The sequence below is a fragment of the Agaribacterium haliotis genome (genome assembly GCF_002312815.1).
Taxonomy (GTDB): domain Bacteria; phylum Pseudomonadota; class Gammaproteobacteria; order Pseudomonadales; family Cellvibrionaceae; genus Agaribacterium; species Agaribacterium haliotis.
Genome location: NZ_NKQJ01000011.1, coordinates 81,997 through 97,803, shown reverse-complemented (window position 1 = coordinate 97,803; position 15,807 = coordinate 81,997). Strand labels below are relative to the sequence as shown.

Sequence of the window (15,807 nt, the reverse complement as noted above, 5' to 3'; positions counted from 1 at the left end):
CGTCAAAGGGCGCGCATTATAGCCGAGCAGTGATTAAAAAGTACGCTTTTTTGAGAGTGTTCAATGAAAGTTATTAAACTTGTCGAGCACGTAGAAAAACTGGCGTGCCAACTGCGCGAAGACCGAGCGGCCCTAAGCCGTATCTGTCAGCATTCACTAGCGAATTTCAAAACCACCGGCGGGCTTTTCAAGCTCGTCGACATCGCGCGCCGACAGCTCATCGACCCGAGCGCTCTCTGGCCCTCTGCGCAGCCACGCCTCAAACGCTTCGAGCCGCGGCTCGGTGGCACTGGCCTCAACTTCGACATCGCCGGTACTGAGGTTGCGCACCCAGCCGCAGATACAGTATTCATTGGCCTTTTGTTGCGTGCTTGCGCGAAAAAATACACCCTGTACTTTCCCTTGAATCAAATAACGACGTGTTGGCATAGTGAGGTGCTCGCAGCTTTGGCTTTCAAGACAAAAGCCGACCGTGTGAATTTGTGGTAACAGACTTTAGTGTAGACAGGCCCTAACGCTTATGGACAGTTCAAACTACGGCAGTTATATGCTCGCCTGCCTCGCCATGGCCGCTCTGCTTTGGCTTTATATTCAGTACATGAAAAAACAGAGCAAAGCCAGAAAACACAAGCTCAAAAAGCTCCAGCAGCAACTAAAAAACAGGCAAAAACAACAGCGAGAATAAACAGACAAGGGCGTGCAGGAAAAGCAAAACTGCCCAAATGCTAATTTCAGTATAGAATCGAGCCCAACCCAAAGCGCTAAAGGTTGATGCATGCTGGAATTTCAACAACAAGATACAAGTGAAGCAAGGCTCTTTATTGAAGATACCGATGCCACCTTGCCCGAAACCCTCAACCCCAAAACGCGCTACGCCTTTTTCAGCACCATTGCGACGGGCGGTAAATCGCTAATTAAGAGCTGCAGGGATCTGCACCTGCGCCGAACCGTTTGCTACAAAACCCTGCGCCCCGAGCTCAAAGACAACCTTATTGAGAATAAACGCCTATTGCGCGAAGCTCGCATCAGCGCACTGCTGCAGCACCCGAACACGGTACCGACCTATGAGCTCGGCCGCGATGCGCGCGGCAATCTCTATTTCACGATGAAGCTTATCCACGGCTATACCCTGCGCGAAGTATTAAACTACCGCGAGCGCTACGACCTTAGCCAACTTATGGATGTCATCATGCAAGTCGCTCGCGCGCTAGCCTATGCGCACTCTCGCGGCGTTCTGCACCGAGATATCAAACCCGATAACATTTTGATAGGCCCCTACGGAGAGATTCTCTTGCTCGACTGGGGCCTGGCCAAGGTCTGGCACAAAGATGCCGCGCTCAGCGAAGATGAGCAAGCCATCGACGAAGCCGACGCCGAACAGGGCATGACCGGTCAGGGCAAACTGCAGGGCACAGTAATGTATATGTCTCCCGAGCAGATCGACCGCGACCCAGGCATCAGCTTTCAAAGTGATATCTACAGCCTCGGCGCCGTACTCTATGAAACTTTGACCGGAACCACCCCGTTTCAAGGTGAAATTGTGCAGACTCTACTGCAGCAAGTTCGCGACGAACTGCCGGCTGATCCGCGCACAGTGAGCAAGGCCCGCCTTCCCGACAACCTCGCCGAGCTGTGCATGCGCTGCCTGCAAAAAGACGCGCAAAACAGGCCCAGATCGGCCGATGAGCTGGTTCGCTCACTGCAAAGTGGCTGGTAATAACAAGCGCAAACTACGACATACATGGCTGATATAGACCTACAACAACTGCACAACTTAGAAAGCGACTCGCGCGCCGACGGCAAACACTGGCTCAGCGCCGGCCTGACTCATATCGGCCGGGTTCGCCCCGTCAATGAAGATGCATTTTTACAAGCCGACAGCTTGCGCCTTTGGGTTATTGCCGACGGTATGGGCGGCCACAGCCGCGGCGACTACGCCAGCAAAGCCGTTATCAAAACCTTTGAGCAGTTTTGCTGGCAGGACAGGCTCGCCGCGAGTGTTAAACAGCTCGAGCAACAACTTGCGGCCTGCAATGAACAGTGCCGCACCGCATTTCGCGGCAAACGCATAGGCAGCACCGTCGCTGCACTGTTTGTCTACGGTCACCACTGTTTTTTCCTGTGGGCAGGCGACAGTCGCATTTATCGCTTGAGGCAAGGTCAGCTGCAGCAGATGACAGAGGACCACAGCCTTGCCCAAGAAAAGTGCGCGCGCGGCGAATTGACGCCAGAACAGGCCGCAATTCACCCATCGGCGAATGTGCTGACACGCGCCGTCGGGGTGCACAGCACATTGCAGCTCGACCTGCGCCACGCAGCGTTTGAGCCCGGCGATCGCTATCTAATATGCAGCGACGGGCTCTACAATGGGGTATCCATTGCCGACATGCACACTCGCCTCGCACTGGGCAGTGTCGATGACGCCGCTGCCAGTTTATTAGACCGAGCACTCGACAACGGCGGCCGGGATAATATCAGCGTTATTGTGGTCGATACGGAGCAGGGTTAAGCCAGCCAACAAGCACACCAAAATGAAGCACAAAAACCCGATACGCACCAATATTGAGCACCACTTTCGCTTATTATTTCCTTGCTGCTCTGCAGACAGCGTCAGCAGCTTATATGTCGCTCGCCCGCAGAGCAGACTATGTGCGCCCTTTAAGGGCGCTGGCCAAAGTGTGAGCGCCACTTTAGAATAGTTGGAACAATAATTGCCATGAAGATCCCATTAACGACAAGGCACGACCTCGTCAATCAATAAAACCCATTGGAGTGAAACTCAAGATGAAATCTAAGTTGGAATACATCTGGCTTGACGGCTACCACCCAACTCAAAGCCTGCGCAGCAAAACTATGGTTCGTAACGACTTCGGCGGTACTCTCGAAGAGTGTCCTATGTGGTCTTTCGACGGCAGCTCTACCGAGCAAGCCGACGGCAGCGACTCTGACTGCCTGCTGAAGCCTGTTGCCATCATCCCTGATCCAGATCGCGCCAACGCTTACCTGGTAATGACCGAAGTACTGAACGCCGACGGTTCTGCTCACGCCTCTAACGGCCGTGCAACCATCGACGAGTCTGACGACGACGACGATTTCTGGTTCGGTTTTGAGCAAGAATACTTCCTGTGGGACACCACTACTAACCGTCCTCCCGGCTTCCCTGCTGGCGGTTTCCCTGACCCACAAGGTCCTTACTACTGTTCAGTAGGTGGCAAAAACGCTTTCGGTCGTGAAATCATCGAAGAGCACCTGGACCTGTGTCTGGAAGCTGGCCTGAACGTTGAAGGTATCAACGCTGAAGTTGCTGCCGGTCAGTGGGAATTCCAAATCTTCGCCAAAGGCGCCAAGCGCTCTGGTGACGAAATCTGGCTGGGCCGTTACCTGCTCGAGCGCACTGCAGAGAAATACGGTTACGCGATTGAGTGGCATCCTAAGCCTCTCGGCGACACTGACTGGAACGGTTCTGGTATGCACGCTAACTTCTCTAACGGCGCAATGCGTGACCTGGGCGACGAAGCTGTATTCACCAAGATCTGTGAAGAGTTCGGTAAAAACATCGAGCGTCACATCAGCGTTTACGGTGCAGACAACCACCAGCGTCTGACTGGTAAGCACGAAACTCAAGCCATCGACGAGTTCAGCTACGGTGTATCTGACCGCGGCGCATCTATCCGTATCCCTGTTGGCACTGTTGAAGATGGCTGGAAAGGCCGTCTGGAAGACCGTCGTCCTGCTTCTAACGCGGATCCCTACAAGGTTGCTGCTGCAATCGTTAAAACTACTAAAGAAGCTATGGCTAAATAAGCTAAGCGACTTAAGTTGTTTTATGAAAAGCCGGGCATTGCCCGGCTTTTTTATGAACTTAACAACAGAGCTAAGTGCACTTACAAATAACAATAAAAACTGCTGACATCGACAAATTTATGAAGCTCCGCCAGCTCTTTATCATTTTTCCCCTAACGCTCTTAACTCTTCCCGCAGCAGCCAGCCCGGCGTTTGATCGCTACTGGGTAGAAGCTGGGCTCTCCTACAACGGCGGTTCCGCCCACATTAAAATCGCTGACGGCACTCGAGGCTGGAGACTTGGATACAGCCATATTGAAGAACACACATGTTTTTTCTGCAACGAAACCTATATGGATAAAGTCACAGAAGAAATCCTGGATCCAAAGGTAGATATTATTAGCGTTAGCAGGCTGTGGAGCTATAGCAATCGCTGGATGAATACAGACGCCGGTATCGGCCTTGGCCTGATGCAAGGCGACTGGAGCCTTGACTGTCAAAAAACATCTAACGCAGATAGCGAGTTATTTGGCGATCACAGCAATTATTACTGCAATCATAACGAAGGCACGATGCTGGGCATTCCACTGAACGGCTCTATCAGTTTCGGAAAATACCTTGGTGCAGGAATAAACGCTGACTACTTCCTCGCCCAAGACGGCCAGTCGCGACTCTTAGTGACCTTTAGTCTAGCGCTGGGGAAATTTACCCGCTGATATCGCAGCGCGCTTACTGTGGCCACTCAATAAACTTATCGCCGCCTTTACGTATTGCCTGGCCTTTGGGCGCATCGCTTTTTTCAAGGTACTCAAGCTTGTCAATGTTGCCGTCACCGGCATCAACAAAACAGACAACGTAAACCTGGGCAACACGCCCGCCATCGGCGACAACATCGGCCTCAAGAAAAATCTTGTACAAAAAACTATTGTGATCGTAGCGCGAGCTGTGGCTGTCGACAAAATAGGTCTTTAAACGCCCGGAGAACTCATCTTCAACTGTTTGCTCACAGGCCATATTAGCGTCGGTAAAGGTAATATTTTTATGGCCGGTATCGCGCTCGGCGCCAAAATTTAATTTAAGCGCACCGGTAAATACCAGGGTCAATACGCTCGACGACACCATCAAAATAGCGGCGACAATAACAACGATGCTCTGCTGCTTGCGTGTTAAACCCATAGTTAATCCGTATTTTTTACTTATCGTGTTTATATACAGCAAGCTTCGCAAAACCCTGTTCTTGTAAATGAGCAGCGTGCAATTGGCTCATCACCCCCTTGTCACAGTAAAGCGCGTAAGCCTGGTTTTTATCGAGCTCGTGAATGCGGCTATTTAAACTGTAAAACGGCATTAGTTTTAGCTGTTTCACCGCCAGCGGTTTTTGCTCTACTTCATCGGGGTGGCGAATATCGAGCACAATATAGTCTTGCTCATCGCCCTCGCCGACCAACGGAAGTTCGCCTGACTCCGGGCTTATATCGTTCATCACCTCGTCAATACTCTGCGCGCGACTATTGGCAATAGCGCTTTCGAGTACGGAAAAATCAAGCTGGGCTTCTTCAGCCAGCAATTTGTGCATTTTTACACTCGACGAAGGTTTGACCGATATAACTCCGCAGTATTCCGGAATCGCCGCACTGAACTCTTCCGTGCCTATTTTTCGGCTGAGATCAATAATCTCGGGCTTATCCATGCAAATTAACGGCCGCAGAATTAACTTGTCGGTAACCTTTTCAATCGCCGCTAAGTTGTGCAGGGTTTGCGAGCTAACCTGAGAAATCGCCTCGCCAGTGACAATGGCATTCACTTTTGCCCGCTCGGCAACCTGGCTTGCGGCGCGGTACATCATGCGCTTTAAAACCACGCCCATATTCGCCGGGCCGACATGCTCTAAAATCTGCGCAACAACAGTTTCAAAAGGCACACTGATAAACTTCACCCGGTGCGAAGAGCCGAATTTGTTCCACAGGTAAAACGCAACTTCCTTAACTGCAAGCTCGTGTTCACGGCCGCCGAGATTAAAAAAACAAAAATGTGTTTTCATGCCCCGGCGCATCAACATATACGAAGCAACCGTCGAATCAAAACCACCACTTACCAAAGACAAAACATCTTCATCTTGAGTGCCCAGAGGAAAACCTCCAAGCCCCTCCGTGCGCTGCTCTACAATGTAGAGCTCGTCGTCTTTGATCTCCAGCGCCACGGTCACATCCGGGTCTTTTAAACGCACTCCGGCAGCAGTTGTATGCTGATTTAAACCGCCGCCGACATAGCGCTCGATATCGATGCTTTTCCAGTCGTGCTGACCGCTGCGTTTAACTCTGACGCAAAAGGTGCGGCCATCGAGTTTGTCTTGCCAGTAGTCGTAAGTCAGCTGATATATATCGTCGAGGCTTGCAAACTTGTGGGCACTGACCCGGGTGAAATGGGCAATGCCCGGCGTGCACGCCAACATCGCGCTGAGCTGCGCATCCAAGTGCTCACCCGCGCCTTTACTGCGCACGATGATGCGATCCCAATCGAGCACAACTGAAGCCTTTTCATCGATGCGCCGCGCAAGGATGCGCAGATTGTCGGTGAGCTTTTTACACCAGCGCTTGCGCACAGGCTTGCTCTTAATCATGATCTCGGGAAAAAGGCGAACGATATATTGCATAAAACTTACAGTGAAGATGGGGCTAGCTGGAGCCGGCTATAGTACCTAAGTTAAAAAGCCATGCGTAGTTTTAAACAAGCTTAAACAGCGCTCAATTCAGAAAGCAGCACCCACACTCGCCCGGCGCCGTTGCTAGCGGGCCCATCGCGGCAGACTATTAGGCTAAGAACCAAGCGCGCCAGCCCAAAGCCAATGCCCTACTGCAGACAGTTATTGAGCGTGATTTGATGCAGCATCAAAGCTGCGCCACTTGGCGCCTGAATGAGTTAACAGCATCCGGGCTTTGCTTTACCATTGCACGCAGCTAAAACGCTGCTAAAACAAAGCTATAAAACGCATAGCGCCACAACTTCACCAATCTTGGCTAGAACCTAGCTGGAGGAACTGCACCAATGTCTGAGAACACTCTCACCCTGATCAAAGAGAGCGAAGCCCGCTGGGTCGACCTGCGCTTCACCGACACCAAAGGTAAAGAACAACACGTCAGCATCCCCACTTCTGAAGTGGATGAGGACTTCTTTGAAGAAGGCAAAATGTTTGACGGCTCTTCAATTGCCGGCTGGAAAGGCATTAACGAATCCGACATGATTTTAATGCCGGACGACAGCGCCTCCGTGCTCGACCCGTTCACCGATGAACCGACAGTGATTGTGCGCTGCAACATTGTAGAGCCTTCGACCGGCCAGGGTTACGAACGCGACCCGCGCTCTATCGCTGCGCGCGCAGAGGAATACCTGAAATCAACCGGCCTCGGTGACGCTGCGTTTTTTGGCCCGGAGCCCGAGTTTTTTGTCTTTGACGATGTAAAGTGGGGCTCAGATATGGGCGGCGCTTTTTACAAGATTTCCTCTGAAGAAGCGGCTTGGTCTTCTGAGCACAGTTTTGACGACGGCAATATGGGCCACCGCCCGGGCGTCAAAGGCGGTTATTTCCCGGTACCACCGGTCGACAGCCTGCAAGATATTCGCGGCGCCATGTGTGCGGCAATGGAAGAAATGGGCCTTGAGATTGAGGTTCACCACCACGAAGTGGGCACTGCCGGCCAGTGTGAAATCGGCGTTGGTGCCAACACCCTGGTTAAAAAAGCCGACGAAGTGCAAATCCTTAAGTACTGCGTGCACAATGTCGCTCACGCCTACGGCAAAACCGCGACATTTATGCCCAAACCCATAGTCGGTGACAACGGTTCAGGCATGCACGTACACCAGAGTTTTGTAAAAGACGGTGTCAACCAATTTGCCGGCGACGCTTACGCGGGCCTCAGCGAAACCGCGCTGTTTTATATCGGCGGTATTATCAAACACGCCAAAGCGTTAAACGCGTTCTGCAACGCCTCGACAAACTCTTACAAGCGCCTGGTTCCGGGGTTTGAAGCGCCGGTTATTCTGGCCTATTCCGCTCGCAACCGCTCGGCCTCTATCCGCATCCCTTATGTAACGGCCCCCAAAGGCAAGCGCATTGAAACTCGCTTCCCAGACCCAACCGCCAACCCCTACCTGGCCTTTGCGGCACTGCTAATGGCCGGCCTCGACGGTGTTAAAAACAAAATACACCCCGGCGATTCCGCCGATAAAGATCTCTACGATCTGCCCGCAGAAGAGTTGGCTGAATACCCGACCGTTTGCGCCTCACTTGAAGAAGCTCTGGAAGCACTCGATGCTGATCGAGACTTCCTCACCGCCGGCGGTGTATTTACCGACGACGCCATCGACGCTTACATCGCACTTAAAGCCGAAGAAGTAGAACGCTTAAATATGACCACACACCCAATTGAACTGGATATGTATTACAGCGTTTAATTTTGTTCAAAACTAACTGAGCAAGGTGCGATAGTAACCGTGCAAGCTTGCTCAGTTGGTTTTGGCCCCCTGCAAAAAGGGCATAGCTAGACTTCTTCTTAGGGTGCCCGTCAATCCATGCCCTGGGGCTTATTTCTGAGGCTTAGCTGCCGGGGCTTAGTTCTGAGGCTTAGCTGCCTATATCTGCATTGGCAAAGCAATTCAGAGCCTGTTTTACCCTTTCACTTAAGGCTCAAAAACGGCAACTTAAGCTTTGTTGCTATCGACATGACCAAGCTCCCGCTCCGGCGCAATAACGTCGCGCACACAGCGCTTGAGCTGCTTCACATCGGGAAAACCACCGTCTCTTTTTCTGTCCCAAACCAGCTCGCCATTGGCGTATATCTGAAATATGCCGCCCGTACCCGGCCTCAAGCTGAGCTCTTCTATCTCTTCAGCAAAGGTCGTGAGCAGCTCCTGGGCCATCCATGAACTGCGCAATAACCACTGACACAAGCGGCAATAATGTATTTCAACTTTGTTGCTCATTGATTGTTCAACCCCGGTAACAGTTAAAAACGGCAATAGGATATTTTAATAGCTGCGCTCGACAAATGATTCTGCGGCATCGACAATAACTAAAACAGCCACTGCTAACCCACCACGTTTACGGATTAACGATGCTCAAGTTGCTTATGCCTTTCGCGTTTTTTTCTGCACTGACTGCCCAGGCTCAGATCTACGAAACCACCGATGCCGACGGTAAAAAGCGCTTCAGCGACACAGCAAGTGAAGACAGCCAGAGTATTAACTTACCGCAAACAAACACCGCAAAATCCATCGACGTTCCCTCGCCTCAGCCGAGCACTAGCGACCCGATTCAAGCCGAGCCGCTAACGGTAAAAATTACCTCGCCGAGCGATGGCCAGAGCATAGGCCCAAAGACCAACCACCTGGTATTTGAATGGACAAGCAACGTCGACGCAAAGTTAATCTCGCGCGTGCAACTGTGGATGGATCACGAGGTTGTCGGCGATTTTGCCTACGGCAGCCAGGTCGGCCTCGCGCTGCGCTTACCTCATCGCGGCGAGCACAGTTTCCATATTCACCTGCTCGATAAAGATCGACGCACCATCGCCCAAAGCCCCAATGTGCGCCTGCACATTATCCGGCCCAGCGGCAGCGGGCTCCGACCCGTTCAGTTACCGCAATAAATAGCACAATCTTGGTGCAGCCCGGCTATCAAGGCCCGAAAAATTGAACTATGATGGGGCTAGCCGTTAACGTCAGGGCTTAGCTGCTGCGCTTAAAACACTCTATAAGCGCTTTCTGAGTTTCGAAATTTTTAGATTAAGCTGCTGTTTTTTAAATACTTTATTGATAAGTATCGCTATTCGCACCGTTGCCGCGCGCGCACTCTGCTCAATTTAGATGCAGCGCCCAATATTGGTTTGGTTCTTGCAAAACCCGCTTCACACATTGGTGCACTTATATGCTGACAACACATTTCGACAAAGTTCTGGACAACCTACTGACCGCCATCGTTGTACTCGATGCCGATCTCGGTATTTTGTATATGAACGCTGCCGCAGAAAACATGCTGCGCATCAGTGGTCAGCACACTCAGGGCACCAATTTTGGCGACTATTTTGCCGAGGGCGACGACACGCCCTACAGCATCAAAGATGCGCTGTCGCGCGGGGTGAACTTTACCAAGCGCCGCGCGCGCTGGCAGCTGGCCAACGCCCGCGAGATGACGGTCGACTACAGCGTCACCCCCGATCAGGATGAAAATCACGTGGTACTTGAAGCCCAGGCTCTCGATCGCCTGTTGCGCATCAGCCGTGACGAAGCCTGGATAGCCTCACAGGAGACAACCAACAATATGGTTCGCTCCATGGCTCACGAAATCAAAAACCCGCTCGGCGGCATACGCGGCGCGGCGCAACTACTTTCGCGTGAACTCGAAGGCCACGAGCTCGACGAATTTACCAAAATTATCATCGACGAAACCGACAGGCTTCGGCGCCTGACCGACCGCATGCTCGGCCCCAACAAACCCGTGCACCACCGCCCGGTCAATATTCACGAAGTGCTTGAGCACGTATCTTCAGTCACCAATTTAAATCTGCCCGACAGCATTCGACTGAACAAAGATTACGACCCGAGCATACCCGACCTGCTCGGCGATAAAGAGCAGCTGATTCAAGCCACACTCAACATCGTTAACAACGCTGTTCAGGCCCTTGAAGAAAACAAAATTGATCACGCCAGTGTCACCCTAAAAACTCGCATACGCCGCCGCTTTACCATAGGCCGAAAAAATCACCGGCTGATTGCCGAAGTCAGCATTATCGACAACGGCCCGGGCATTCCACCCGAGCTGGTTGAAGATATTTTTTTCCCGATGATTACCGGCCGCGCGGAAGGTACGGGCTTGGGCCTGGCGATTTCACAAAATTTAATCACCCGCCACGAGGGTTTGATCGAAGTATCGAGCATACCCGGCAACACAGAATTTAAAATGTATTTACCTTTGGGAACTGCAAATGCGTAAGGCCAACAAAGTCTGGATCATAGATGACGACAGATCGATTCGCTGGGTACTGGAAAAAGCCCTACAACAAAGCAGCATAGATATCGAGAGTTTTGACTCCGGTGATGCCGCCTTGCGCCAACTCGGCAGCAGCCGCCCCGATGCCATTATCAGCGACGTGCGCATGCCCGGCACCGACGGTATGAGCATGCTCAGCAAAGTGCACGAAAATTACCCGGATATGCCGATCATTATTATGACGGCCCACAGCGACCTCGACAGCGCCGTCAATGCGTACCAGGGCGGCGCGTTTGAATACCTGCCCAAACCCTTTGATGTCGATGAAGCAGTAGCTGTAACCCAGCGTGCCCTCGCTCACGCCGACGAGCAAAGCAGCGAACTCAGCGAAGCGCCGGAGGCTGAGAATGCCGAAATTATCGGCGAGGCGCCGGCCATGCAGGAGGTGTTTCGCGCAATTGGCCGCTTGAGCCAGAGTAATATCACCGTATTAATCAACGGTGAAAGCGGCACCGGTAAAGAACTGGTTGCCCGCGCCCTGCACAATCACAGCCCGCGCAAAGACGGCCCATTTATCGCCCTGAATATGGCCGCCATTCCACAGGAGTTAATTGAAAGCGAACTCTTTGGCCACGAAAAAGGTGCCTTCACCGGAGCCGGAGGCCAGCGCATCGGCCGTTTCCAACAGAGTGATGGCGGTACACTATTTCTCGACGAGATCGGTGATATGCCCGCCGAGACTCAAACGCGCCTTTTGCGTGTTTTAGCCGATGGCGAGTTTTATCGTGTTGGCGGCCACACGCCAATTAAAGTAGATGTGCGTATTATTGCCGCCACCCACCAGGACCTCGAAGGCCTGGTCGAGAAAAACTTATTCCGCGAAGATTTATTTCACCGCCTAAATGTTATTCGCATTCATCTGCCCAAGCTCGCCGATAGACGCGAAGATATTCCGCGCCTGGCCCAACACTTTTTACACAAAGCAGCCTCTGAGCTCGGTGTTGAACCTAAAATCTTAACCCCGGAAAGCGAAGAATATTTGGCCGGCCTCGCATGGCCGGGCAATGTGCGCCAACTAGAAAATACCTGCCGTTGGATTACCGTTATGGCCTCTGGCCGCGAGGTACATATTCAGGATCTGCCACCGGAACTTAAAGTCAGCAAAAGTGTGGAAGCGCCCGCCGGCGACTGGGATAAAGCCCTGCGCCACTGGGCCGACCAAGCGCTCGGCCGTGGTGAGAGCGATATTTTAAGTGAAGCGGTGCCCACGTTTGAAAAAGCCTTAATTGAAACGGCTCTCAAGCACACTGCCGGGCGCAAACGCGATGCCGCCAATTTATTAGGCTGGGGCCGAAATACATTGACCAGGAAACTTAAAGAGCTCGGCATGAGCTCAGCGGATGAGGATTAAGCAAACTAATTTTAGCAACGCTTAACCGTACTTATTCAATAAAAACCCACAAAAAAGTCACAATAATATGCTTAGCGATCACTACAGGAGTGATCGCTAAGCTCTGTCTATTTAAAAATAGAAGCGCACCATAAACTTCGACTGCGTATCGGTCCGCTCTTCATATAAGCGACTGTCAAAATCAATTGAGTCATCTAAGCGCCTATAGCTCACACTCGCCTCACCGGCAAACGAAAGGCGCGGAATCAAATAATACTCAAGCGATACAGCCGGCGTAACTTCATAACCGTCACCGTCTTCTGATGTTTCAACATAACCGACACGAGCGCCGTAAACAAAATTAAAATTTTGTTCCAGTTCTTTTTTACCAAAAAGCCCAGCACCCACTGTTAAGTGCCTGTGGTCCGCGCTGCGGTAATCGTCTTCTTCATTGCCCACGGTATAACGCAGGTAGGGCTCAATGCGCAAAGACGGATTTACTTCAATCGGGATAAATATTTGGTTGGTGCGATCAACACTCACACCAATGCCAACTTCAGCGGCCATTGTGGAAGACAACATGCCTGGCGAAACAACAGCCAAAGCAACAACCATAAGTTTTTTCATACTACATCCTTTGTTGTCGAGATTAACGCCCATCGTCAACCTCACTATGGTTTAAAACAGCAGAACCTACGACTGCAAACCATTCAACTGGATGCTACTTACTTTATTTAGTTACAAATGTAATTATATCGTTTATTACGTTACATTTTTCCTGCTTAGAGGGTGCCGGCATATAACCTACCAGTTGCGGCCAAAAAAACCTGCCTTTAATAGTAGATAAAATACTCAATTCAAATTCTTCTGCACTTTTGCCAGCTAAAAACCCATCGGCAATTTGCTTTTCCAGCCAACGCCTAAGTGCAGCTTCAGGCTTATTTAACCTGGCTTGCACCTCGGTCATATCAACATCCTTATTTAAAGTTGCAGCTAATACTACACGACTTAAACGTATCATTTGTTCCGAGCACAAAATATCTATTTGTTGGCGTATTAATGCCGCCAATTGAGATTTTTCATCAAGATCTTCTAAATTCAGCTCGTTTTCATTTGCAAACAAGATCATCATTAAATCTACGATATGGAAAAAAAGGTGCTCTTTATTAGAGAAATGCTTATACACGGTACGCTTACTGGCACCTGCTCTATCGGCAATATCATCCATGCGAGTGCGGGCAAAACCCTGCTCCGAAAACAACTCAATTGCCGCCTCAACAATAGCCTGCTTTTTTTGTTCACTTAATTTCATGCGGCTTTACCTAAGGCAGGCTTTAAGATCACAATATCGCGTACTATCGACTCACTCATTCGGTGCGCTGCGCTAAAACTTAAAGCTTGCCAACCCGCAGCTTCAAATACATCAATCAAAGCTTTTCGTTTTGGATTAAGTTTATTAAAAGCTAAAACAAGAACACCATCGTTTTTTATGCAGTGCAACCAAGCACTGGCGCAAGTTTCAAGTACAGCGAGTGGATTGCGGCTGCTTTCAGCCGCCATATGCTGTACGCCATAGGGCAGATCACTGAGCAAAATATCGAACTTTTCGTTTTTTAATAATTCCGGCGCGTTGCGCGCATCGCCGATAAGCAATTGCATGCGTTGTTGTTCGGCAGAAAATTCCAAAAAACTACCTTCGCCACCGCGCTTGCGTTTGCCAATGCAGCCCTCGTTGAGCTGGTGTTTTTGCCGGTGTATTTTGCACCATTTTTTTATATTGCGGCGCACATCCTCAAGCGCCTTGTTGTCTTGCTCTATGCCCCGAGCTTGCAGGCCATAGCGCATAGCCCACAGCAAACTTGTAGCGCGGCCACACATCGGGTCGAGCAGCTTTATTTTGTCGCCCGGCGAGCGCTGTAGTTCAGCCAGAGCCAAATTAATTAACAGCTGGGTTAAGCGCTCATTGGTTTTACCTTTAAATTTGCTGCCAAAGACAAAGTCCTCGTGCAGCGCATAACTGTGCTCAAGAGCAAGTGGCCGAAACAGGTCGCCGTCTCTGTCGTAGAGCCCTTGGGCAAAACTCAAGCGCTGTAACAAGTTAAGAGGCAGTGACGCCGTCTTTGCTGTGCTAAAGAAATTCAGATCGCCGTAGCTAAGCAGTTCAAACTCTGCCTCCGGCACGATCTGTTCGATTTCGGCCCTCGCCACTTCGCGGTAGTCCGCAAAGTAGGCAGAGCGCGCTTCGGGTGAAATCTGTATCGCAATATCGGTCATGGAGCTCTTCCCCTATTCAATGACGGCAATAATACACTGGCGGGTTTACTTTTCCAAAAACACATGTAAACTTTCGAGTGTACTTTTTGGGGAAAGTCTATGAACAAGCTAATGCTGCGCGGCGCCCTCTGCCTGGGCCTCGCCATTGCAACAGTCGGTACAGGAGCCTATATGACTAGCGAAAAACTCGGCAGCCACAGCCACGACAGCGGCACAGCGCTCGAACGCATCCAGAACAGCCCCCAGTATCACAGCGGTCGCTTTCACAATAAAAAACAACCGGCCATGGCCGGCTTGTTCGAGGCAAGCTGGCAGTGGTTAAAACAAAGCCAGATAGATAAAAAACCCGCGGGCCAAGTGCCGCTAGAAACAATAAGCACAGAAGATCTCAGCGCACTTAACAAAAATGAAGATGTGCTCTATCGCCTCGGCCATTCAAGCATCCTGCTTCAGCTAGATGGCAAACTGTGGCTGACGGACCCGGTATTCTCAGAGCGCGCCTCGCCTTTTAGCTTTATGGGCCCCAAACGCTTTCACCCGAGCCCGCTGAGCATTGACAGCCTGCCCGCAATTGAAGGGGTTATCCTCTCTCACAACCACTACGATCATATGGATAAACACAGCATTAAAGCGCTGATTGGCAAAGTGAAGCACTTTTACGTTCCGCTGGGCCTCGGCGCCGACCTACAGGCTTGGGGTGTAGATAAACAGCGCATTAGCGAACTGGATTGGTGGCAGAGCGTCGAAGCTGGCAGCGTCAGGCTTACCGCCACACCGAGCCAGCACTTTAGCGGCCGCAGCTTAAGCGACAGAGACAAAAGCTTGTGGGCCAGCTGGGTGATACAAAGCCAACACAGCAAAATATTTTTCAGCGGTGACAGCGGCTACTTCGACGGCTTTAAAGAAATAGGCGAGCGCCTTGGGCCCTTTGATATCAGCTTAATGGAGAACGGCGCCTACAACGAGCTGTGGCAAGGCGTGCATATGATGCCCGAAGAGAGTGTGCAGGCTCATATTGATGTCCGCGCCCAGCGGCTGCTGCCAATACACAACGGCACCTTTGATTTAGCCATGCACGCCTGGTACGAGCCTTTTGAGCGCTTGTTGCAATCGGCAGCCCAACACGGGGTCGAAGTGCTGAGCCCAGCGATGGGCCAAAAAATCAGCATCAAAAACTCCGAAGCTAAAGACACAGCCCGCTGGTGGCGCGCGCTAATACAAGAGGGCCAGGGAAAACAAGCGAAAGCAGCCCCCGCCAGCACGCACACCGATACAAACCCAAGCGCGACAGCAGCCCGTGCCATTAGCGCCAAATAAGCGCCGCAACTCGTCCCAATTTAGTTTTATCCCGCTGCGGTAAAATATGGGTTTCGCT

Annotated in this window: 17 protein-coding genes; 10 read left to right on the top strand and 7 right to left on the bottom strand. The window is 51.3% G+C overall.

Going from position 1 to position 15,807, the window contains the following annotated elements; all coding sequences use genetic code 11:
- Positions 1–156: 156 nt before the first annotated feature.
- On the bottom strand, positions 157–429 hold the full coding sequence (locus tag CFK45_RS13545; RefSeq protein WP_096086981.1) for an acylphosphatase: 273 nt from the start codon (positions 427–429) through the stop codon (positions 157–159).
- A 91-nt stretch (positions 430–520) separates the two neighbouring features.
- Between CFK45_RS13545 and CFK45_RS18500 the strand changes: the two genes are divergently transcribed.
- The 5 genes from CFK45_RS18500 to CFK45_RS13525 all read left to right on the top strand — a co-directional run bounded on the left by CFK45_RS18500 (position 521) and on the right by CFK45_RS13525 (position 4,499).
- Entirely contained in the window at positions 521–685 is a 165-nt protein-coding gene (locus CFK45_RS18500; RefSeq protein WP_158224707.1) for a hypothetical protein, read from the top strand.
- A gap of 90 nt (positions 686–775) precedes the next feature.
- Positions 776–1,717, top strand: a complete 942-nt coding sequence (locus CFK45_RS13540) for a serine/threonine-protein kinase (RefSeq protein ID WP_096086980.1) — start codon at positions 776–778, stop codon at positions 1,715–1,717.
- Between the two features lie 24 nt (positions 1,718–1,741).
- Positions 1,742–2,509: a PP2C family protein-serine/threonine phosphatase gene (locus CFK45_RS13535; RefSeq protein WP_096086979.1), complete on the top strand. Its 768-nt coding sequence runs from the start codon at positions 1,742–1,744 to the stop codon at positions 2,507–2,509.
- A gap of 275 nt (positions 2,510–2,784) precedes the next feature.
- A complete protein-coding gene (locus CFK45_RS13530; protein ID WP_096087082.1) occupies positions 2,785–3,804 on the top strand; it encodes a glutamine synthetase beta-grasp domain-containing protein in 1,020 nt (339 codons plus the stop codon).
- A gap of 74 nt (positions 3,805–3,878) precedes the next feature.
- Positions 3,879–4,499, top strand: coding sequence for a hypothetical protein (locus tag CFK45_RS13525; RefSeq protein ID WP_096086978.1), 621 nt, complete (start codon positions 3,879–3,881; stop codon positions 4,497–4,499).
- 13 nt (positions 4,500–4,512) lie between these two features.
- Here CFK45_RS13525 and CFK45_RS13520 read toward each other — a convergent pair whose 3' ends face one another.
- Both CFK45_RS13520 and thiI read right to left on the bottom strand, forming a co-directional pair.
- Complete coding sequence (locus tag CFK45_RS13520; RefSeq protein WP_096086977.1) at positions 4,513–4,959, bottom strand: hypothetical protein; 447 nt, start codon at positions 4,957–4,959, stop codon at positions 4,513–4,515.
- Positions 4,960–4,975: 16 nt separating this feature from the next.
- On the bottom strand, positions 4,976–6,436 hold the full coding sequence (thiI, locus tag CFK45_RS13515; protein WP_096086976.1) for a tRNA uracil 4-sulfurtransferase ThiI: 1,461 nt from the start codon (positions 6,434–6,436) through the stop codon (positions 4,976–4,978).
- A gap of 392 nt (positions 6,437–6,828) precedes the next feature.
- Here thiI and glnA point away from each other — a divergent pair, with 392 nt between their 5' ends.
- A complete protein-coding gene (glnA, locus tag CFK45_RS13510; protein WP_096086975.1) occupies positions 6,829–8,235 on the top strand; it encodes a glutamate--ammonia ligase in 1,407 nt (468 codons plus the stop codon).
- Between the two features lie 246 nt (positions 8,236–8,481).
- Here the strand turns inward: glnA and CFK45_RS13505 are convergent, their stop codons facing one another.
- Positions 8,482–8,763 (bottom strand): Rdx family protein, encoded by a 282-nt coding sequence (locus tag CFK45_RS13505; protein WP_096087081.1) that lies wholly within the window; start codon positions 8,761–8,763, stop codon positions 8,482–8,484.
- Between the two features lie 131 nt (positions 8,764–8,894).
- Between CFK45_RS13505 and CFK45_RS13500 the strand changes: the two genes are divergently transcribed.
- From CFK45_RS13500 to ntrC, 3 genes are all read left to right on the top strand, one after another.
- Positions 8,895–9,428 (top strand): DUF4124 domain-containing protein, encoded by a 534-nt coding sequence (locus tag CFK45_RS13500; RefSeq protein ID WP_096086974.1) that lies wholly within the window; start codon positions 8,895–8,897, stop codon positions 9,426–9,428.
- 278 nt (positions 9,429–9,706) lie between these two features.
- Complete coding sequence (glnL, locus tag CFK45_RS13495) at positions 9,707–10,771, top strand: nitrogen regulation protein NR(II) (protein WP_096086973.1); 1,065 nt, start codon at positions 9,707–9,709, stop codon at positions 10,769–10,771.
- A complete protein-coding gene (ntrC, locus tag CFK45_RS13490) occupies positions 10,764–12,179 on the top strand; it encodes a nitrogen regulation protein NR(I) (protein WP_096086972.1) in 1,416 nt (471 codons plus the stop codon). Before glnL ends, ntrC begins: the two co-directional genes overlap by 8 nt.
- 111 nt (positions 12,180–12,290) lie before the next feature.
- Here the strand turns inward: ntrC and CFK45_RS13485 are convergent, their stop codons facing one another.
- The 3 genes from CFK45_RS13485 to CFK45_RS13475 form a co-directional block, all read right to left on the bottom strand.
- Entirely contained in the window at positions 12,291–12,785 is a 495-nt protein-coding gene (locus tag CFK45_RS13485; protein ID WP_096086971.1) for a hypothetical protein, read from the bottom strand.
- A gap of 103 nt (positions 12,786–12,888) precedes the next feature.
- Positions 12,889–13,470, bottom strand: coding sequence for a TetR/AcrR family transcriptional regulator (locus CFK45_RS13480; RefSeq protein ID WP_096086970.1), 582 nt, complete (start codon positions 13,468–13,470; stop codon positions 12,889–12,891).
- A complete protein-coding gene (locus tag CFK45_RS13475; protein WP_096086969.1) occupies positions 13,467–14,432 on the bottom strand; it encodes a TRM11 family SAM-dependent methyltransferase in 966 nt (321 codons plus the stop codon). Before CFK45_RS13475 ends, CFK45_RS13480 begins: the two co-directional genes overlap by 4 nt.
- A 99-nt stretch (positions 14,433–14,531) precedes the next feature.
- Between CFK45_RS13475 and CFK45_RS13470 the strand changes: the two genes are divergently transcribed.
- Entirely contained in the window at positions 14,532–15,749 is a 1,218-nt protein-coding gene (locus tag CFK45_RS13470; RefSeq protein WP_239923685.1) for an MBL fold metallo-hydrolase, read from the top strand.
- Positions 15,750–15,807: the final 58 nt, after the last annotated feature.